This window comes from Amycolatopsis sp. NPDC000009, assembly GCF_055563465.1.
This window is the reverse complement of the sequence record NZ_JBVHDI010000032.1, coordinates 42,794-61,517: the sequence shown is the minus strand read 5'-3', so window position 1 is coordinate 61,517 and position 18,724 is coordinate 42,794. Positions and strand designations below refer to the sequence as shown.

The window sequence follows — 18,724 nt, the reverse complement described above, 5'->3', positions numbered from 1 at the left end:
GCACCACCACCGCGTTGGTGGTACGAGTGCGGACGGCAGAAGAACAGACGGGAGCACAGGGGTGGCAGCACTGATCAGCCGGGTGGGCAAGAAGCTGCGCCGGATCATCCAGCGGCCGGGCAGCGTCGAGCTGACCCGCTACGAAGCGCTGCTGCCGGCCATCGAGAAGCTCGAGCCCGAGTTGGAGAAGCTCTCCGACGAGGAGCTGACAGAGCGGGCCGGCAAGCTTCGGGAAGCGTCTTCCTTCGGCAACGACCAGCTGATCGAGGTCTGTGCGCTCGGTCGCGAGGCCGCTCGGCGGGCGCTCGGCGAGCGTGCCTTCGACGTCCAGCTCCTGGGCACGATGGGCCTGCTCAGCGGGCACATCGTGCAGATGGAGACCGGTGAGGGCAAGACGCTGGCGGGTGCGCTGGCGGGTGCCGGGTACGCCCTGCGGGGGAAGCACGTCCACGTCGTCACGGTGAACGATTACCTCGCCCGCCGTGACGCGGAGTGGATGGGCCCGATCTACGACCTGCTCGGCGTTTCCGTCGGCTGGATCGAACCCGCGCACTCCCGCGACGAGCGTCGCGAGGCGTACGCGAAGGAAGTCACGTACGGCGCCGTCAGCGAGATCGGCTTCGACGTGCTGCGCGACCGGCTGGTGACCCGCGAGGAGGACCTCGTCCAGCGCGAGCCCGAGGTCGCGATCGTCGACGAGGCGGACTCCGTGCTGGTCGACGAGGCCCGCGTACCGCTGGTGATGGCGGGGTCGATCGACCACACCGACGCCGACGAAGAGGTCGCGAACATCGTCCGGCGGCTGCGGCTCGGGCTGCACTACGAGACCGACGCCGACGGCCGCAACGCCTGGCTGACCAAGGCGGGCGCTTCGGTGGTCGAGAAGGCACTCGGCGACGACATCAACCTGTACGACGAGACGGGGTCGGACAGGCTGCCCGCGGTGAACGTGGCGCTGCACGCGCACGCGCTGCTCACCCGAGACGTCGACTACCTCGTGCGCGACGGCAAGGTGCAGCTCATCAACGCCGCGCGCGGCCGCGTCGCCGAACTGCAGCGCTGGCCGGACGGCCTCCAGGCCGCCGTCGAAGCGAAGGAGCAGGTCAAGGCGACCGACCGCGGCGAGATCCTCGACTCGATCACCGTGCAGGCTCTGCTCGCGCGGTACCCCGAGGTCGCGGGGATGACCGGTACCGCGGTCGCGGTCGCCGAGCAGCTGCGCGAGTTCTACAAGCTCGAGGTCGCGGTCATCCCGCCGAACACGCCGAACATCCGTGAGGACCAGGAAGACCGGATCTTCGGGTCGCCGTCGCAGAAGCTGCGCGCGATCGAGGAGGAGATCCGGCGGGTGCACGAGACCGGGCGGCCGATCCTCGTCGGCACCCAGGACGTCGCCGAGTCCGAAGAGCTGGCCGAGAAGCTGGCGAAGGTCGACCTCGAATGCGTCGTGCTCAACGCGCGCAACGACGCCGAGGAAGCCGCGATCATCGCCGACGCCGGCAAGAAGGGCGCGGTCACCGTCTCGACCCAGATGGCGGGCCGAGGCACCGACATCCGGCTGGGCGGCAAGGACGGCGACGGCCGCGACGAGGTCGTCGAGCTGGGCGGCCTGCACGTCATCGGCACCGCTCGCTACCCGTCGAGCCGGCTGGACGGCCAGCTGCGCGGCCGGTCCGGACGCCAGGGTGACCCGGGCAGCGCGGTGTTCTTCGCCAGCCTGAACGACGAGCTCGTGCTGTCGAACGCGCCGGACATCCCCGAGGGCATCAGCTCCGACGTGGGCAGCGGCGAGATCGTCGACCCGGCGGCGCTGCGGCAGATCAACCACGCGCAGCGCGTCGCCGAGGGTGTCGACCTGGAGATTCACCGGAACACCTGGCGCTACACGCGGCTGATCGAGCGGCAGCGCGGCGAGCTGCTGGAACACCGGGACAAGGTGCTGCGGACGAAGCACGCGGCGGAGGTGCTGGAGAAGGCGCACCCGGAGAAGTTCAAGGAGCTTTCGGAGGCCGTCGACGACGAGGCTCGCGTCGAACAGCTCAGCCGCGAGGTGCTGCTGTTCCACATCGACCAGCTGTGGTCGGACCACCTGGCGTTCCTGACCGACGTGCGGGAGAGCATCCACCTGCGGGCACTGGCGCGGGAGACGCCGATCGACGAGTTCCACCGCGCGGCGATCCCCGAGTTCCACAAGATCATCCCGGAGGCGGCCGAGCGGGCGGCGAAGACGCTCGAGGAGGCCGAGATCACCGAGAACGGGATCGACCTCGGTGACGCCGGCGTGCGGCGGGCGAACACGACGTGGACCTATCTGGTGCACGACAACCCGTTCGACTCCGACTTCGAGCAGACCATCAAGAAGGTGCGGAGCATGATCAAGCGCAAGTAGCGCGCGGGGAGCGGGGGACCTTTGCTCTCGCTTCTCTCAACGTTGAGAGAAGCGAGAGCAAAGGTCCCCCGCTCTCTTTTTCGCCCGGCCGGACCCAGGTGGGCGATTCGGCACATCCGGTCGTCCCCGCGGACGCCGGTGGGTGAGAATGTCGGCATGCCGCAACTGCGCATCGCACTGGCCCAGGTCAACACCACCGTCGGGGACCTCGAAGGCAACGCCGAGCTCACCGTCGAGTGGACTCGGAAAGCCGCCGAAGCAGGCGCCCACATCGTCGTCTTCCCGGAGATGTCCCTCACCGGTTATCCCGTCGAGGATCTCTCCCTCCGCCCGACTTTCGCTTCCGCCTCGAAGCAGATGGTCGACGTGCTCGCGCGGCGGCTCGAAGAAGCCGGATGCGGTGAGGTGCTCACCTACATCGGGTACCTCGATCTGGACGAGGCCGGCCCGCGCGACGCGGCGGCCGCGCTGTACCGCGGCGAAGTGGTCGCCCGTCAGTTCAAGCACCACCTGCCCAACTACGGCGTCTTCGACGAGCACCGCTGGTTCAAGCCGGGCCACGACCTCGAGGTCATCCGCTTCCACGGTGTCGACGTCGGCATGGTGATCTGCGAGGACGTCTGGCAGGACGGCGGCCCCATCTCCGCGCTGGGCAAGGCCGGCGTGGACCTCGTGGTCGCTCCCAACGCTTCACCCTACGAGCGCGCGAAGGACGACATCCGCCTGCCGCTGATCGCGCGCCGCGCGGCCGAGGCCGGAGCGCCCTTGGTGTACACGAACCAGATCGGCGGTCAGGACGACCTCGTCTTCGACGGCGACTCGATCGTGGTCGGCGCGGACGGACGGCTGCTGGCGCGCGCGCCGCAGTTCGTCGAGCACCTGCTCGTCGTCGACACGGACCTCGTCGCCGGCGGGCACACCGCCGAAGGCGAGTTCGAGGGCCTGCGGGTGAAGCGCCGCGTGCTCAGCGAGGAGCCGGTCCCGGCGTACACCCCGCGCACCGAGTCCGCGATCAGCGAGCCGCTGTCGGACGAAGCCGAGGTGTGGCACGCGCTCGTCGTCGGCCTGCGCGACTACGTGCACAAGAACGGCTTCTCATCGGTGACGTTCGGCTTCTCGGGCGGCATCGACTCCGCGGTCGTGGCGGCGCTGGCCGCCGACGCACTGGGCGGCGACAACGTCTACGGCGTCTCGATGCCTTCGGAGTACTCCTCGGAGCACTCGAAAGGCGACGCCGAAGACCTCGCGCGCCGGATCGGCGCGCACTATCGCGTCGAGCCGATCGCCGACATGGTCAAGGTCTACGTGGAGCAGCTTCAGCTGACCGGCCTCGCCGAGGAGAACATCCAGGCGCGTGTCCGCGGCATGCTGCTGATGGCGCTGTCCAACCAGGACGGCCACCTGGTGCTCGCGACCGGCAACAAGACCGAACTCGCCGTCGGCTACTCGACGATCTACGGCGACGCCGTCGGGGCCTTCGCACCGATCAAGGACCTGTTCAAGACGCACGTCTGGCACCTGGCCAAATGGCGCAACGCGGAAGCCGAAAAGAACGGCGAAACCCCGCCGATCCCGGAGAACTCGATCACCAAACCGCCGTCGGCGGAGCTGCGGCCGGGTCAGCTGGACAGCGATTCGCTGCCCGACTACCTGATGCTCGACGACATCCTCGACGACTACATCGAGGGCGACCGCGGTTACGTCGACCTGGTCGACGCGGGCTTCGAGCCGGAGACCATCGACCGTGTGGTGCGGATGGTCGACAAGGCCGAATACAAGCGCCGCCAGTACCCGCCGGGCACCAAGATCACGTTCAAGGCGTTCGGGCGGGACCGGCGGCTGCCGATGACCAACGGCTGGCGAGAGGGCACGGTCGTGACCCGTTCAGCTCAGCGCGACCTGCTTTCCCGCTGAGTTCGTCAGCACTGCCACCAGGCCGGGTTTCGTGTCCCGCCGGACGAGCATGTCCATCCCGAGCGCGCGGACCGCGGATTCGACCGCGGCGGGCTCGGGATGGACGCCGGTGACCATGAGCAGCGGGATCGACGGGAGCCCCCGCGTCGTCGGATGCGGGGTGCTCCCCCAGTCGATGAGGAACGGCGCGAGCCCGCCCAGACCGCCCGCACCGGTGAGCCGCCAGGTCAGCAGTTCGCCGTCGTCGGTGGTCCGCGACATCTCGGACGCTTCGCCCGGGTCGTAACCACGTTCGCGAGCTTCGGCGATCGCCTCGTCGATGCCTTCCACCCGTGCGGCCCAGGTGACCAGGGCGGGTGCGGTCAGCTCGTCGATACCGAACGGGCGCGGTCCGATGTGCTCGGGCTGGTCCGGGTCGGGACCGACCACCTCGAGATAGGCACCGGCGCCCAAGTCGGCCAGGTAGTTGGCCGTACCGAACCCGACATGCCGTCCGCCGCGTACCGGCGTGACGCCGGTCAGCTCAGCGACGCGGGCGACAGCCTCTTCGAGGTCCGGCCCGGCGTAGACGAGGTGGTCAAGCACGAGGTCGCTCATGTGCATACTCCTACCGCAGCCGCGGCTCCGGCGGCACCGCGGCATGGCCGTGAACCCGAAACTGTCGGACCGCTCTCGTACCCTGGACACATGACGGCACCGGGCTACTCCGTGTTCGGCACCGCGATCGGCGACTGCGGCATCGCGTGGAGCGAACGCGGGGTCGTCGCGGTCCAACTCCCTGAGGGCAGTGAAGAGAAGACGAGGGCGCGACTGACCGCGCGCCTTCCCGAAGCGACCGAATCCACACCGCCGGGCGAGATCCAGCACGCGATCGACGGGATCGTCTCGTTGATGGACGGCAAGCGCACGGATCTCACCGACGTCGGCCTCGACTATGAAGGAGTACCGGACTTTCACCACCGCGTCTACGAGTTCATCCGCACCATCCCCGCCGGCAAGACGCTGACCTACGGCGACATCGCGAACATCCTCGGCATGCCCGGCGGCGCGCAGGCCGTGGGGCAGGCGATGGGCCGGAACCCGTTCCCGATCATCGTGCCGTGCCATCGTGTGCTCGCCGCGGGCGGCAAGGACGGCGGCTTCTCCGCGCGCGGAGGGGTCGCCACCAAGCGCCGGATGCTGGTCATCGAAGGCGCTTTGGCGGACGAACCGACCTTGTTCTAGTGGCTGTGGGGTTCTAGTCGCTCTGACCCGGCGACCAGGGCTTGAGCCATGGCGTCTCCGGCCAGCCTTCCGCGGCGGCCATCAGCGGGATCGCCGTCGCGCCGTCGATGTGCTCGCGGATGATGTCGGCGTGCCCGGCGTGGCGCGCGGTCTCCTCGATGAGGTGGAGCAGCACCCAGCGGACCGACCACGCGTCGACGTCCTGCGGATACCAGGGCACGCCCTTCGGCACCGGGACCGGCTGGCCGAGGTCGGCGATACCGGCGATGACGTCTGAAGTGCGGCGAGCGACCTCGTCGTAGCGCGCGAGGACGCTTTCGACCGTCTCTTCCGGCGTCATCACGTAGCCGGCTTCGTACTCCTTCATCGCTTCGTCCATCGGCTTCGAGGGCTTCTGGAGCAGGATGTCGATCCAGCCGTCTTCCGTGAACGCGGTGTGCTTGATCAGGCCGCCGACGCTGAGCGAGCTTCTGGTCGGGACGGCTCTGGCCTGTTCTTCGGTGAGGCCGTGCGCCGCGATCCGCAGGACGTGGCGCTGCTGCTCGAGGTAAGCGAGGAGACCTTCGCGCTCGTCGGCGACCGGGGGAACGTTTCCAGCCATGGTGGCTCCTTCCGTCAGGAAGGGGATCATGACATCCGGCACCGGCTTGCTGGGGCGATTCGGCGGGGAAGGGAGCAAGGGACCTTTGCTCCCGTTTGTCTCGACGTTGAGAGAAGCGAGAGCAAAGGTCCCTTGCTCCCCCGCTACCCTTGCGGCCGGACGAACGGGAACAGCACCGTCTGCCGGATCGAAGCCCCGGTCAGCATCATCAGCAGCCGGTCGACGCCGATGCCGAGCCCACCGGTCGGCGGCATGCCGTGTTCGAGCGCGAGCAGGAAATCCTCGTCCAGCTCCATCGCCTCGACGTCCCCGCTCGCCGCACGCAGCGACTGGGCCTCCAGCCGCCGCCGTTGTTCGAGCGGGTCGGTCAGCTCGGTGTACGCCGTGCCGACCTCGGAGCCGAACGCGATCAGGTCCCAGCGCTCGGCCAGCCGCGGATCCACCCGATGTTGCCGGGTCAGCGGCGACACGTCGGTCGGGTAGTCGGTGTAGAACGTCGGCAGCACAGTCGCGCCTTCGACCAGATGCTCGTGCGCCTTCAGCACGAGATCGCCGTGCCCGGCCTCCTCGTTCACCGGCACTCCCGCCGCGCGGCAGAACCGCTGGAGATCGGCGATCGAGGTGCTCGCGTCGATCTCTTCCCCGAGCGCCGCCGAGACGGCTTCATGCACCGGGATCACCGGCCACTCACCAGAGATGTCGTACTCGACGACCGTCCCGTCCGGCCCCGGACGTCGAACGACCTGCGCGCCGTACGCGGCCTCCGCGGCGCACTGCACGAGTTCACGCGTCAGCGTCCGCATCGTGTTGTAGTCGGCGTACGCCTGGTACGCCTCCAGCATGGTGAATTCGGGGTTGTGCGTCGCGTCGACGCCTTCGTTGCGGAAATTCCGGTTCAGCTCGAAAACGCGCTCGACGCCGGCCACACACAGCCGCTTCAGGTACAGCTCGGGGGCGATCCGCAGATACATCCGCATGTCATAGGCGTTGATATGCGTGATGAACGGACGCGCGTTGGCGCCACCGTGCACGGCCTGCAGCATCGGCGTTTCGACTTCGAGGTAGTCACCCTGGTGCAGCCGTTCCCGCACCGCGCGCACCACGGTCGAGCGCAGCCGCAGCATCGCCGTCGAATCCGGGTTCACCGCGAGGTCCAGGTAGCGCTGCCGCACCCGCGTCTCCGGGTCGGTAAGGCCCTTTCGCTTGTCCGGCAACGGATGCAGACTCTTCGCCGTGACGGTCCATTCGTCGACGAGCACGGAAAGCTCACCGCGCCGGGACGTCACGACCTGCCCGCTCACGCCGACGTGGTCACCGAGGTCGACACCACGCCGCCAGCCGCTGGGGTCGAGCACGGAAGCGTCGAGCATCAGCTGGATCTCACCGCTGAAATCCTTGACCCGCGCGAAACACAGCCCGCCGAGATTACGCATCGCGAGCACCCTGCCCGCGACTCGGACCCGGTGACCGGTATGGGTGTCCGGGTTCAGACCACCGAACTTCGAAACGACGTCACCGAGCAAGTCCTCGCGGGCGAAACCGACCGGATAGGGGTCGATCCCGGCTTCCCGCAAGCGGTCCAGCTTCGCCATCCGCACCCGGACCTGGTCGGGACGCCGCACCTGTTTCGGCGCGGGAGTGGCCGCGTTCGCTTCGATGCGGTGGACCTCGGCGACGAATTCGTCGGTGACGGTCTCCAGTTTCAGCGCTCGTCCAGACCGTCCCGTCGGGACGAATCCTTCGAGCGCGCCGGCGACGATGCCGACCCGCGGCAGCCGTCGAGCCGAGGAGTAGCACAGGAAACGCGGCTCCCAGTCGGGGCCGTACTTGGCGTTGGACCGGTAGAGCGATTCCAGCTGGAAGAAGCGCGACGCCATGCTGAGGACGCCACGCCATGCGCGCAGCACCGGGCCCGCACCGATCCGCTCACCCTCGGAGAAGACCGCCCGGAACATCGCGAAGTTCAGTGAAATCCGTTGTGCGCCAAGGTGTGAGCTCGCCGCGACGACCTCCGCCACCATGTACTCGTTGAGGCCGTTTTCGGCGTCGCGGTCGCGTCGCATCAGGTCGAGGGACAGCCCACGACGGCCCCACGGCACGAACGACAGCATGCCGCGAAGCTCGCCCTTGGCGTCGTACGCCTCCACCATCACGCTGCGGCCATCGCTCGGATCACCGAGCCTGCCGAGGGCCATCGAGAACCCGCGCTCGGTTTCCGCTCCGCGCCACTGCTGCGCGTGCAGCAGGAGCTTGGCCATTTCCTCGGGCGGGATTTCGCTGTGCCGACGAACTTTCGTGGTGTATCCGGCCCGTTCGATCCGTTTGACCGCTTGCCGGACCGAGCGCCGTTCCGGCCCGGCGAGGCTGAAGTCCCGCACGTCGAGGACGGCTTCGTCACCTATTTCCAGCGCGCGAAGGCCCGCGTCGGCGTAGACCTTCGCACCACGTTCACTCGCGCCGAGCACACCGGGCGTCCAGCCGTAGGTGCGGGCTTCGTTCAACCAGGCGCGGACCGCGTCGGGCCAGGCATCGGGATCGCCGATGGGGTCCGCGCTCGCGACGCTGGTGCCCGCGAGCACGCGATAGGCCACGGCGGCACGGCCGTTGGGCGAGAAGACGACACTCTTCTCGCGCCTGGTGGCGAAATAACCCAAGGAGTCGTCTTCGCCGTGTTCGGCAAGAAGGCGGCGTACGCGCAGTTCTTCCTCGTCTGTCCTCAAGCGACGGCTACGCACCCCGCGGAAGAGCGTGTACAGCGCGGCCGTCGCGACGGCCGTCGCGCTGAGGTCGAGCACGAGATCGAGCCAGGCCGGGCCTTCGCCGATGCCGACCCGGCGCAGCTGGATGTTCTCCCCGGTCGTGTGGTTGACGACCCAGGCGAAGCGCGCCCAGGTGTCGGCGAGACGACCGGGAAAGGCTTCGCTCAAGCCCCAGCCGACGAGAATGACCGCGGCCAGGCCACCGAACAGGACGGTGAGCCCGTCGCGCCACGCGCCGGGCGCGAGCCGGGCGGGGAACGCCGGACGCAGAATCCAGAGCAACGCGATCATGCCGAGGGAGATCAGGTCGGCGATGGCCAGCACCCACACCTGGTGCGGAATGTGGCGAACCTGCCACGGACCGAGTTTCAGCAGCTCGGGCCACCACAGCAGCGCGGCCTGGAAGGCCAGCGTCACCGCCAGGCCACCGACCTGGAACAGCAGCAGTGTGTAAAGCGCGGCGCGTTTGCGGCGGCGGAGCGCGGCGCCGAGGACGACCAGCAGCAGGACGATCACGAGGCTCGCGTTGGTCGGGATGCTCAAGGCCGAGAAGGCGATGTCACCCGTCCTGAGCACCGGCCCCTTCACCCCGCCGGCGAGCAGGAGGATCACCGAGAACACGGCCGCGAGCTGCACGAGGGTGGCGACGATCCCGCCCGCCCTCGCCTTCCACGGCGCGACTCGGCTCACTGGGTTTGCCATTCTGGTCCTTCGCGGTACACACACAGGAGATCGACAGCTGTACTTACTTGACGTCACACAACCCTGTGTGGTTGTCAACGATCATCATCCTCTGGTCTGAATTTCCTCATTCGCGGGTGTGACGGCGCTGTGTGAAGCTGGTCGCAGGGCCTTGGGACGGTCATATCGGCATGTCACGCTTGGCCTGTTCAGCTCCACGACCCGGGGACCTCTTCGAGGCCTCGAGGGAAGGACGGTCGACAAGGATGTCTGCCACCGAAAAGGATTCCGGCGAGCTCGCGGCTCCGTACGGGACGGGCGCGGCGCCCCAGGGCACTTCTGGGAAGAAGGTCCGCGTACATCATCTTCGTGACATGAAAGAGCGCGGCGAAACGTGGCCGATGCTCACCGCCTACGACATGTACACCGCCGCACTGTTCGACGAAGTGGGCATTCCCGTGCTGCTCGTCGGGGATTCGGCGGCGAACAACGTCTTCGGCTACGACACCTCGCTTCCGGTGACTGTGGACGAGCTGCTGCCGTTGGTGCGGGCGGTGACCCGATCGGTGAAGCGGGCACTGGTCGTGGCCGATCTGCCGTTCGGCTCGTATCAGCTCTCGCCGCAGCAGGCGCTGGAAACCTCGGTGCGGTTCATGAAGGAAGGCCGCGCGCACGCGGTGAAACTCGAAGGCGGACGGAAATTCGCTCCGCACGTCGAGGCACTGACTTCGGCCGGTGTCCCCGTGATGGGACATATCGGATTCACCCCGCAGAGTGAACACAATCTGGGCGGCTATCGAGTCCAGGGACGCGGCGAAGCGGCCGAAGCGCTACTCGCCGACGCGCTCGCCCTGGAGGAGGCTGGAGCCTTCGCGGTCGTCATGGAGATGGTGCCGGCCGAGGCGGCGAAGCGGATCACGCACGAACTGAAGATCCCGACCGTCGGCATCGGCGCCGGGCCGGATTGCGACGCGCAGGTGCTCGTCTGGCAGGACATGGCCGGGCTTCGACGCGGCAGGACTCCTCGCTTCGTGAAGAAGTACGCCGATCTCGCCGGCGTGCTGGCGGGGGCCGCGACGGCATTCGCGGAGGACGTCCGGCGAGGCGAGTTCCCGGCTCCGGAGCACTCGTTCCACGACTGATCCACCTCTGACCTGCGAAAAGAGAGCAAGGGACCTTTGCTACCACTCCGCCAGTTGGGAGCGCGGCAGCAAAGGTCCCTTGCTCCCTCACGCTGTGGCGACTGTGTGGATTTCGGGTCATCCAACGCACCAAAATCCACACAGTCAGGGCGCCGACCAGCGCCTCTCTCCCCCTCCCACCGGCTGCGGTAGCAAAGGTCCCTTGCTCTCTCTTTCAGGTGGGCCACGCAGGGCGACCCTCCTAAAGTCGTTCACGTACATGAACTTGAATCATGTCCTTGACGCATGTTCGTAAAGAGGCTTAACGTCTAGCCCGTCGCCGCCACGACCGAGCTTCGATCCCTCGACGAGGAGGACCACGGATGCGTGTTCGTGAGCGGGTTCTGGCCGTTGCGGCCGGTGCGGCCCTGCTGTCGACGCTGGCGGCGTACCCGGCACAGGCCGCGACGGTCCGCGTAGGGACTTCCGAGCAGCTCACGGCGGCGCTCGCTTCGGTCACTCCGGGAACCGTCATCGAACTCGCGGCCGACACGACCTTCACTGGCAACTTCAAAGCAGCGAAGAGCGGAACGTCCAGCAGCCGTATCACCCTGAAGGGGCCGCGAAGCGCAGTCATCAAGGCCTCGGCCGGACGCACGCTCGAACTGACAGGCAGCTACTGGAACCTGACCGGCTTCACCCTCACCGGTGGCCAGAAGGGCCTGATGGCGACAGGCGTCAAGAACACCGTCGTCGACGGCATCAAGGTCACCGGCGTCGGCCATGAGGGCATCCACTTCCAGTACACGAGCACCGACAACGTCGTGAAGAACTCCGAGGTGACCGACACCGGCCGCGAGTACGCGGGCTACGGCGAAGGCATCTACTTCGGTTCCGCGAAGGGCAACTGGCCCGGCGGCACGCCCGACCGGAGCGACCGCAACAAGGCGCTGAACAACAAGATCGGCCCGAACGTGCGAGCCGAGTCGATCGACATCAAGGAAGGCACCACCGGCGGTGAACTGCGCGGCAACGTCTTCGACGGCACCGGGCAGAGCGGCGAGCATTTCGCCGACAGCTGGGTGGACATGAAGGGCAACAACTACGTGGTCGCGGACAACCGGGGCAGCAAGGTCTTCGTGCACGACGCGACCTACGGCGGCTTCGAGGTCCATGTCCAGCTCGACGGCTGGGGCCGCGGCAACACCTTCTCCGGCAACACCGCGGACGTGCGGTCCTCCTACGCGTACGGCTTCTATCTCGTGAAGGCCGCGACGGGGAACAAGGTCTGCGCGAGCAACAAGGTGACCGGTGCCGGGAAGGGATTCGCGAACGTGGCCGCCACGGCGGGCTGCTGACGCGACCGGAGACCGGGGGCCCGCTCAGCCCGGCGGCGGGGGCGGGCCCCCACCCTTCGAACACTCCTCGGTTCAGGCAGAGTGTCCTCATGGACGACCTGTACCCGCCGATCCACGTGCGCGCCGAGGGCATGCTCGACGTCGGCGACGGGCACCGGATCTACTGCCAGGAAGCCGGGAACCCGGACGGCAAACCGGTGGTCGTCCTGCACGGAGGCCCTGGTAGCGGCATCTCCTCGATGGCCCGGCGGCATTTCGACCCCGAGGCCTACCGGATCATCCTGTTCGACCAGCGCGGTGCCGGCCGCAGCACTCCGCATATCGGCACGCCGGACGTCGACCTGTCGGTCAACACCCTCTGGCATCTCGTGTCCGACATGGAGAAGCTGCGCGAACGGCTGAATCTCGAACAATGGCAACTCTTCGGCGGCTCGTGGGGCGTGACCCTCGCCCTCGCCTACGCCGAAACCCATCCGAGCCGCGTCAGCGAGATCATCCTGCGCGGCGTCTTCACCGTCCGGCGCGGCGAACTCGACTGGATCTACAACGGCGGCGCCGCGAACCTCTTCCCCCGGGAGTGGGAAGCGTTCCTCGCCCCGATCCCCGAAGACCGCCGCGACGACCCTCTTTCGGCCTACCGCGAGCTCGTCTATCACCCCGATCGGGCGATTCGAGAGCGTGCCGCCATCGCCTGGAGCGCCTGGGAAGGCGCGATCGTCTGCCTGCGCCCGGATCCGGCCTTCCGCAACCAGTACGCGTCACCGGACTTCGCGGTCACGTTCGCCCGGCTGGCGCTGCACTACTTCTGCCATGGCGCGTGGCTCGAGGAAGGGCAGCTGATCCGGGAGGCCGGGAAGCTCGCCGGGATTCCCGGTGTCATCGTGCAAGGGCGGTACGACGCGGTGTGCCCGCCGGTGACGGCTTACGAGCTGCACCGGGCCTGGCCGGATTCGAAGCTGGAGCTGGTGGAAGCGGCCGGGCACGCGGTGACGGATCCGGGGATGCTGGCGGCGCTTCGGGCCGCGACGGACTCCTTTCGGTAGGAGCGGCTACAACCGGCCGCCCGAGGTCGTGTCGCCGGAAAGTCGTTGCGCCAGATATACCGGCACCGTCGAAGCCAGGATCAGCACCGCCGCCACGACGTTGACGATCGGTGCCTGGTTCGGCCGGAACAGGTTGTTCAGGATCCAGATCGGCAGGGTCTCGAGTCCGGTCCCGAGGGTGAACGTCGTGACGATGATTTCGTCGAACGACAAGGCGAATGCCAGCAGGCCGCCCGCCAGGAGGGCCGAGCGCAGCATCGGGAACGTCACCAGCCGGAACGTCGTGAGCCCGTCCGCGCCGAGGTCCATCGACGCCTCTTCGAGGTTGCCGCCCATTCGCCGAAGCCGCGCGACGACGTTGTTGAACACCACCACGATGCAGAACGTCGCGTGCGCGACGATCGCGGTGAACAGGCCGAGGTCGATGCCGAGGATCGTGCGGAAGGCGTTGTTCAGCGCGATACCGGTGACGATACCGGGCAGCGCGATCGGCAGGATGATCAGCAGCGACACCTGGTTGCGGCCGAAGAAGCGGTACTTCTGCAGCGCGAAGGCCGCCATCGTGCCGAGTACCAAGGCGATCGCCGTCGCGGCGAGTCCTGCTTGGACACTCGTCCACAGTGCGTTCAGCGCACCCTGGTTCTCCGCGGCCCGGCCCCACCATTCGAGGGTGAAGCTCGACGGTGGCCAGCCGAAGGTGGTGTCCGCGTTGAACGAATTGAGCAGCACCACCAGCAGCGGGAAGTAGATCACCGCGAGGCCGAGCACCAGCGCCGCGAGCAGAAGGTATTTGGTCGTCCGGGAAAGCCGCATCGCGCGCTCCTACAGGTTGTCCAGCGCGCCCGTGCGGCGCACGGCGGCGAGGTAGGCGAGCATGATCACCACGGGTACGGTCGCGACGGTCGCCGCGAAGGGCAGGTTGTTGGCCGCGCCGATGTTGTCGTAGACGACGTTGCCGAGCATCTGCGACGTGCCGCCGACGATCTTCACCGCGATGTAGTCGCCCAGCGACAGCGAGAACGTGAAGATCGAGCCGGCGACGACGGCCGGGAAGGTCACCGGCAGGACCACCGAGCGGAACGTCCGGAACGGCCGGGCGCCGAGGTCACCGGAAGCGTCCACCAGTGAGTTCGGCAGCCGCTCCAGGCCCGCGTAGATCGGCAGGATCATGTATGGCAGCCAGAGATACGACAGGGTGATCACGGTCGCGAGCACGCCGTAGCCGGGGCTGTCGAGGCCGAACGGGTTCAGCAGCCAGTGCAGGACCCCGTTGCCGGACAACATGGTCCGCCACGCGTAGGCCTTCACCAGGTAGCTCGCCCACAACGGCGTCATGACGGCGATGACCAGGAGGCGCCGCGCCCTCGGCGAGGCGAATTTGGCCATGTAGAACGCCATCGGGAAGGCGATGATCGCGGTGACCACCGTGACGAGCGCGGCGATCCCGACCGTCCGGAGGGTGATCGTGCGGTACACCGCGTCGCTGAACAGGGTGACGAAGTTGTTCAGCGACCACTCGGTCACGACCTGGCCGGTGAAGACGTCGGTGCTCCAGAACGCGGTCACGAACAACGCGGCCAGCGCGCCGAGGTAGGCGAGGCCGAGCCACAGCATCGGCGCGGAGAGCAGGATCCCCAGTCGCAGTCTGGGTTTGCGGTACAGGAAGGCGGAGGTCTTCCGCCTCGGCGAATCGAGCGTGGTCGTCATCGTCTCCACCAGGGGATGGGACCGGGAGCGGACGGCGTTGGGGGGCACCACCGTCCGCTCCCGGAGTTCGGGAGGTCAGCCCTTGATCTCGGTCCAGGCACGGGTCCACTCGCCGTAGTCCTTGCACTTGACGTCGGTGCGGCCGTCGAGGCACTGCGCGATCGGCGTCGTCCAGTACTGGATCTTCGATGCGTACGCGACGTCACCGGCGTGGAAGGTCTCGCAGTGCGCCTTGTTCTTGGTTTCGGCGCACGCCTTGGGGTTCGAGGGCGATTCACCGAAGTACTCGGCCACCTGTGCGTTGGCCTTCGGGCTGACGATGTGGTTCAGCCACTTGTAGGAACACGTCTTGTGCGGCGACTTCGCCGACACCATCCAGGTGTCCGACCAGCCGGTCGCGCCTTCGGACGGCAGCACGGATTCGACCGGCGCGCCCTCGCTCTTGGTCAGGTTCACCGTCACCTGCCAGGCGGTGCCGACGACGGCGTCGCCGCTCTTGAGCGCCTGGCTTTCCTTCAGGTAGTCCGACCAGTACTCCGCCACCATCGGGCGCTGCTGCTTGAGCAGGTCGACCGCGGCCTGGAACTGCTTGTCGTCCAAGGCGTACGGGTTCTTGATACCGAGTTCGGGTTTGTGCGTCTGCAGGTACAGCGCGGCGTCGGCGATGTAGATCGGCGAGTCGTAGGCGGTGATCTTGCCCTTGTACGGGCTGTTCGCGTCGAACATGACCGACCACGACGTCGGCGCCGGGGTCACCTTGTCGGTGCGCCAGGTCAGCAGGTTCGCGCCCCAGCCGTGCGGCACGCCGTAGGACACGTTGTTCACGCTGTTCCACGGGCGGTTCTTGAGGAAGTCGAAGACGTCGGCGTAGTTCGGCACGAGCGCGGTGTTCACCGGTTCGACGTCGCCGGACGCGATGAGCCGCAGCGACGCGTCACCGGAAGCGGAGATGACGTCGTACTGTCCGGTCTTCATCAGGCTCACGGCCTCGTCGGAGGTGCCGAACGCCTTGACGTTGACCTTGCAGCCGGTCTCCTTTTCGAAGCCCGTGACCCAGTCGACGGCCGGGTCGTTGGAGCCGTTCTCCGCGTAGCCGGGCCATGCCAGCACGTTGACCTGGCCTTCGGGCTGGCCGAGCTGCGCGAGCGCGTCGAGATTCGGCGGGGTGAAGCCCTGCCCGCCGGGCGCGGCCGCGGTCGAACTGGATCCGGAGGTTCCGCAGGCGGCCACGAGCAAGCCGGCGCCGAGCAGGCCGGCGAGCGCGAGTTTCCTGTTCTTCATTGAACAACCTTTCGGTACAGGGGGAGAACTAACCGGCTTCGGGGACGCGGAAGCTGTGTTCGTGCCGCCAGCTCAGGCGGACACGGCCGCCCTCGAAGTCCGCGGGTTCGGCGGTGTTCTGCCGGACCACGGACAGCTGGCCGCCGGCGTCGAGGGTGACCTCGTAGCGCACGGTCGCGCCGGCGTAGACGGTGTTGGTGACGGTGCCGGTGGCGCTGGTCTCGCCGACCTCCGCGGATTTCGAGAGATCGGCGTCGATGCGGATCTTTTCGGGGCGGATGCTGAACACACCGGGTTTGCCGATGATGTTCTCGGCGCCGCCGCCGCTGAGCAGGTTCGAGGTGCCGACGAAACCGGCGACGAACGCCGTCGCGGGCCGCTCGTAGACCTCGACCGGGGAGCCGACCTGTTCGATCCGGCCGGCGTTGAACACCGCGATGCGGTCGCTCATCGTCAACGCCTCGTCCTGGTCGTGGGTGACGAAGATGAAGGTGATGCCGACGTCGCGCTGGATCTGTTTCAGCTCGGTCTGCATGGTGTGGCGCAGTTTCAGGTCGAGGGCGCCGAGTGGTTCGTCGAGCAGGAGCACCTTCGGCCGGTTGACCAGAGCCCTGGCGAGCGCGACACGCTGACGCTGGCCGCCGGAGAGCTGGTCGGGTTTGCGCTCGCCGAACTCTCCGAGCCGGACGGTGTCGAGAGCTTCCATCGCGCGTTGACGTCGCTCCGCGCGGGGGACGCGCTTCACCCGGAGGCCGTACTCGACGTTCTGCTGCACGGTCATGTGCGGGAAGAGCGCGTAGTCCTGGAAGACGGTGTTGACGTCGCGGTCGAACGGCGCGAGACGGCTGACGTCGCGGCCGTGCAGTTCGATCGTGCCCGCCGTCGGGAGCTCGAAGCCGGCGATCATGCGGAGCACGGTCGTCTTGCCGGAGCCCGACGGACCGAGCATCGAGAAGAACTCGCCGGGCGGAATGTCGAGGTCGACGCCGTCGACCGCGTGGACCTGGCCGAACTCCTTGCGCAACCCGCGCAGCCGGATGGCCGGAATGTCGCCTCCACCTGCGGAAGTGATAGCAAAGGTCCCTTGCTCCCCCGCGGCGGCGGCGGGCGCTTGATGAGGCATGGCGTGCCTTTCGGTGGTCGTCACAGCGCGCTCATCACGTGCTTGACGCGGGTGTAGTCCTCGAGGCCGTAGAGCGAGAGGTCCTTGCCATAGCCGGACTTCTTGAAACCGCCGTGCGGCATCTCGGCGACCAGCGGGATATGCGTGTTGATCCACACGCAGCCGAAGTCGAGTTTTCGGGCCAGCCGCATCGCCCGCTGGTGGTCGGTGGTCCACACCGACGACGCGAGCGCGTACTCGACGCCGTTGGCCGCGGCGAGCGCTTCGGCCTCGGTCTCGAAGCGCTGCACGGTGATGACCGGGCCGAAGATCTCCGTCTGGCTGATCTCGTCGTCCTGCCGGACGCCGGAGATCACCGTCGGTTCGTAGAAGTACCCCTCGTCCCCCTGCCGTTTCCCTCCACAGTGGACCGTCGCGTGCGCGGGGAGCCGGTCGACGAATCCGGCGACCCGCTCGAGCTGGGCGGCGTTGTTGAGAGGGCCGTAGGTGACCGACGTGTCGTCTGGCTTGCCGGTGCTGGTCGCCCGCGCCTGCCGGGTGAGGGCGGCGACGAAGGTGTCGTGGACTTCGTCGGCGACAAGGACCCGAGTAGCCGCCGTACAGTCCTGGCCCGCGTTGAAGTACCCGGCGGCGGCGATGCCTTCAGCGGCCGCTTCGATGTCAGCGTCCGCGAAGACCACTACGGGCGCTTTACCGCCGAGCTCCAGGTGTACGCGCTTCACGTCCTTCGCGGCCGAAGCGGCGACCTCGATCCCGGCCCGCACGGAGCCGGTGATGGACACCATCGCGGGGATCTCGTGCTCGACGAGCGCGCGCCCGGTGTCGCGGTCGCCGCAGATCACGTTGAGCACGCCGGGCGGCAGGAATTCAGCGCAGATCTCGGCGAAGAGCAGGGTCGACGCGGGTGTCGTGTCGGCCGGTTTCAGCACCACGGTGTTCCCGGCGGCGAGCGCGGGGGCGATCTTCCAGACCGCCATGAGAAGCGGGTAGTTCCACGGCGTAACCTGCGCGCACACGCCGATCGGTTCTCGGCGGACGAAAGAGGTATGCCCTTCCATGTACTCGCCCGCCGACCGTCCTTCGAGGACACGCGCGGCCCCCGCGAAGAACCGCAGCTGGTCGACGATCATCGGCAGTTCTTCGGCCGCGGTGAGCGCGACCGGCTTGCCGGTGTCCGCCGATTCGACGAGCACGATCTCTTCCGCGCGGGCTTCGACGGCGTCCGCGATCTTCAGCAGCGCGAGCTGGCGCTGCGCGGGCGTGGTGTCGCGCCAGGTTTCGAAGGCGGCGGCCGCGACCTGGAGCGCGCGGTCGACGTCTTCGGGGCCGGCGACGGCGGCGGTGCGGTACGGGCGGCCGGTGACGGGATCGACGACGTCGGCGACCTGGCCCGACGCGGATCCGGTGTACTCACCGCCGATGAAGTGCTTCAACTGCTGCACGAGAGCTCCTGGCTACTGGGCCTGGGGGCGTGAGGCGATAGCAAAGGTCCCTTGCTCCCTTTTGGGGCGGCGAGGTCGCTA

14 protein-coding genes are annotated in these 18,724 nt (G+C 67.8%); 6 read left to right on the top strand and 8 right to left on the bottom strand.

From position 1 onward, the window contains the following. Positions 1-61: 61 nt before the first annotated feature. The gene (gene secA2, locus ACZ3HL_RS42780; protein WP_465537581.1) at positions 62-2,389 is read left to right on the top strand and encodes an accessory Sec system translocase SecA2; all 2,328 of its coding nucleotides are present in this window, start codon (positions 62-64) and stop codon (positions 2,387-2,389) included. A 156-nt stretch (positions 2,390-2,545) separates the two neighbouring features. Continuing rightward, positions 2,546-4,303: an NAD+ synthase gene (locus tag ACZ3HL_RS42775; RefSeq protein WP_465537579.1), complete on the top strand. Its 1,758-nt coding sequence runs from the start codon at positions 2,546-2,548 to the stop codon at positions 4,301-4,303. On the opposite strand, the gene ACZ3HL_RS42770 is transcribed toward ACZ3HL_RS42775, so the two are convergent. Continuing rightward, complete coding sequence (locus ACZ3HL_RS42770; RefSeq protein WP_465537577.1) at positions 4,274-4,900, bottom strand: VOC family protein; 627 nt, start codon at positions 4,898-4,900, stop codon at positions 4,274-4,276. The genes ACZ3HL_RS42775 and ACZ3HL_RS42770 overlap by 30 nt on opposite strands. A gap of 90 nt (positions 4,901-4,990) precedes the next feature. Here ACZ3HL_RS42770 and ACZ3HL_RS42765 point away from each other — a divergent pair, with 90 nt between their 5' ends. Continuing rightward, a complete protein-coding gene (locus ACZ3HL_RS42765) occupies positions 4,991-5,527 on the top strand; it encodes a methylated-DNA--[protein]-cysteine S-methyltransferase (protein ID WP_465537575.1) in 537 nt (178 codons plus the stop codon). Between the two features lie 13 nt (positions 5,528-5,540). Here the strand turns inward: ACZ3HL_RS42765 and ACZ3HL_RS42760 are convergent, their stop codons facing one another. Further along, positions 5,541-6,128 (bottom strand): DinB family protein, encoded by a 588-nt coding sequence (locus ACZ3HL_RS42760; protein WP_465416733.1) that lies wholly within the window; start codon positions 6,126-6,128, stop codon positions 5,541-5,543. 143 nt (positions 6,129-6,271) lie between these two features. Further along, positions 6,272-9,589 carry a bifunctional lysylphosphatidylglycerol synthetase/lysine--tRNA ligase LysX gene (gene lysX / locus ACZ3HL_RS42755; RefSeq protein WP_465537573.1) on the bottom strand — a complete coding sequence of 1,106 codons (3,318 nt, stop codon included), beginning with the start codon at positions 9,587-9,589 and terminating at the stop codon, positions 6,272-6,274. Between the two features lie 245 nt (positions 9,590-9,834). Between lysX and panB the strand changes: the two genes are divergently transcribed. The 3 genes from panB to pip all read left to right on the top strand — a co-directional run bounded on the left by panB (position 9,835) and on the right by pip (position 13,090). Beyond that, positions 9,835-10,710, top strand: a complete 876-nt coding sequence (panB, locus tag ACZ3HL_RS42750; protein WP_465537572.1) for a 3-methyl-2-oxobutanoate hydroxymethyltransferase — start codon at positions 9,835-9,837, stop codon at positions 10,708-10,710. 362 nt (positions 10,711-11,072) lie between these two features. Beyond that, a complete protein-coding gene (locus ACZ3HL_RS42745) occupies positions 11,073-12,047 on the top strand; it encodes a right-handed parallel beta-helix repeat-containing protein (protein ID WP_465537570.1) in 975 nt (324 codons plus the stop codon). A gap of 89 nt (positions 12,048-12,136) precedes the next feature. Beyond that, on the top strand, positions 12,137-13,090 hold the full coding sequence (gene pip, locus ACZ3HL_RS42740) for a prolyl aminopeptidase (protein WP_465537568.1): 954 nt from the start codon (positions 12,137-12,139) through the stop codon (positions 13,088-13,090). A gap of 6 nt (positions 13,091-13,096) precedes the next feature. Here pip and ACZ3HL_RS42735 read toward each other — a convergent pair whose 3' ends face one another. The 5 genes from ACZ3HL_RS42735 to ACZ3HL_RS42715 all read right to left on the bottom strand — a co-directional run bounded on the left by ACZ3HL_RS42735 (position 13,097) and on the right by ACZ3HL_RS42715 (position 18,643). Beyond that, positions 13,097-13,903 (bottom strand): ABC transporter permease, encoded by an 807-nt coding sequence (locus tag ACZ3HL_RS42735; protein WP_034313067.1) that lies wholly within the window; start codon positions 13,901-13,903, stop codon positions 13,097-13,099. 9 nt (positions 13,904-13,912) lie between these two features. Further along, positions 13,913-14,797 (bottom strand): ABC transporter permease, encoded by an 885-nt coding sequence (locus ACZ3HL_RS42730; protein WP_465537566.1) that lies wholly within the window; start codon positions 14,795-14,797, stop codon positions 13,913-13,915. Positions 14,798-14,872: 75 nt separating this feature from the next. Continuing rightward, entirely contained in the window at positions 14,873-16,078 is a 1,206-nt protein-coding gene (locus ACZ3HL_RS42725) for an ABC transporter substrate-binding protein (RefSeq protein WP_465537564.1), read from the bottom strand. A 28-nt stretch (positions 16,079-16,106) separates the two neighbouring features. Then, positions 16,107-17,201 (bottom strand): ABC transporter ATP-binding protein, encoded by a 1,095-nt coding sequence (locus ACZ3HL_RS42720; RefSeq protein ID WP_465537593.1) that lies wholly within the window; start codon positions 17,199-17,201, stop codon positions 16,107-16,109. Between the two features lie 20 nt (positions 17,202-17,221). Further along, a complete protein-coding gene (locus ACZ3HL_RS42715) occupies positions 17,222-18,643 on the bottom strand; it encodes a gamma-aminobutyraldehyde dehydrogenase (protein WP_465537561.1) in 1,422 nt (473 codons plus the stop codon). Between the last annotated feature and the right edge of the window lie 81 nt (positions 18,644-18,724).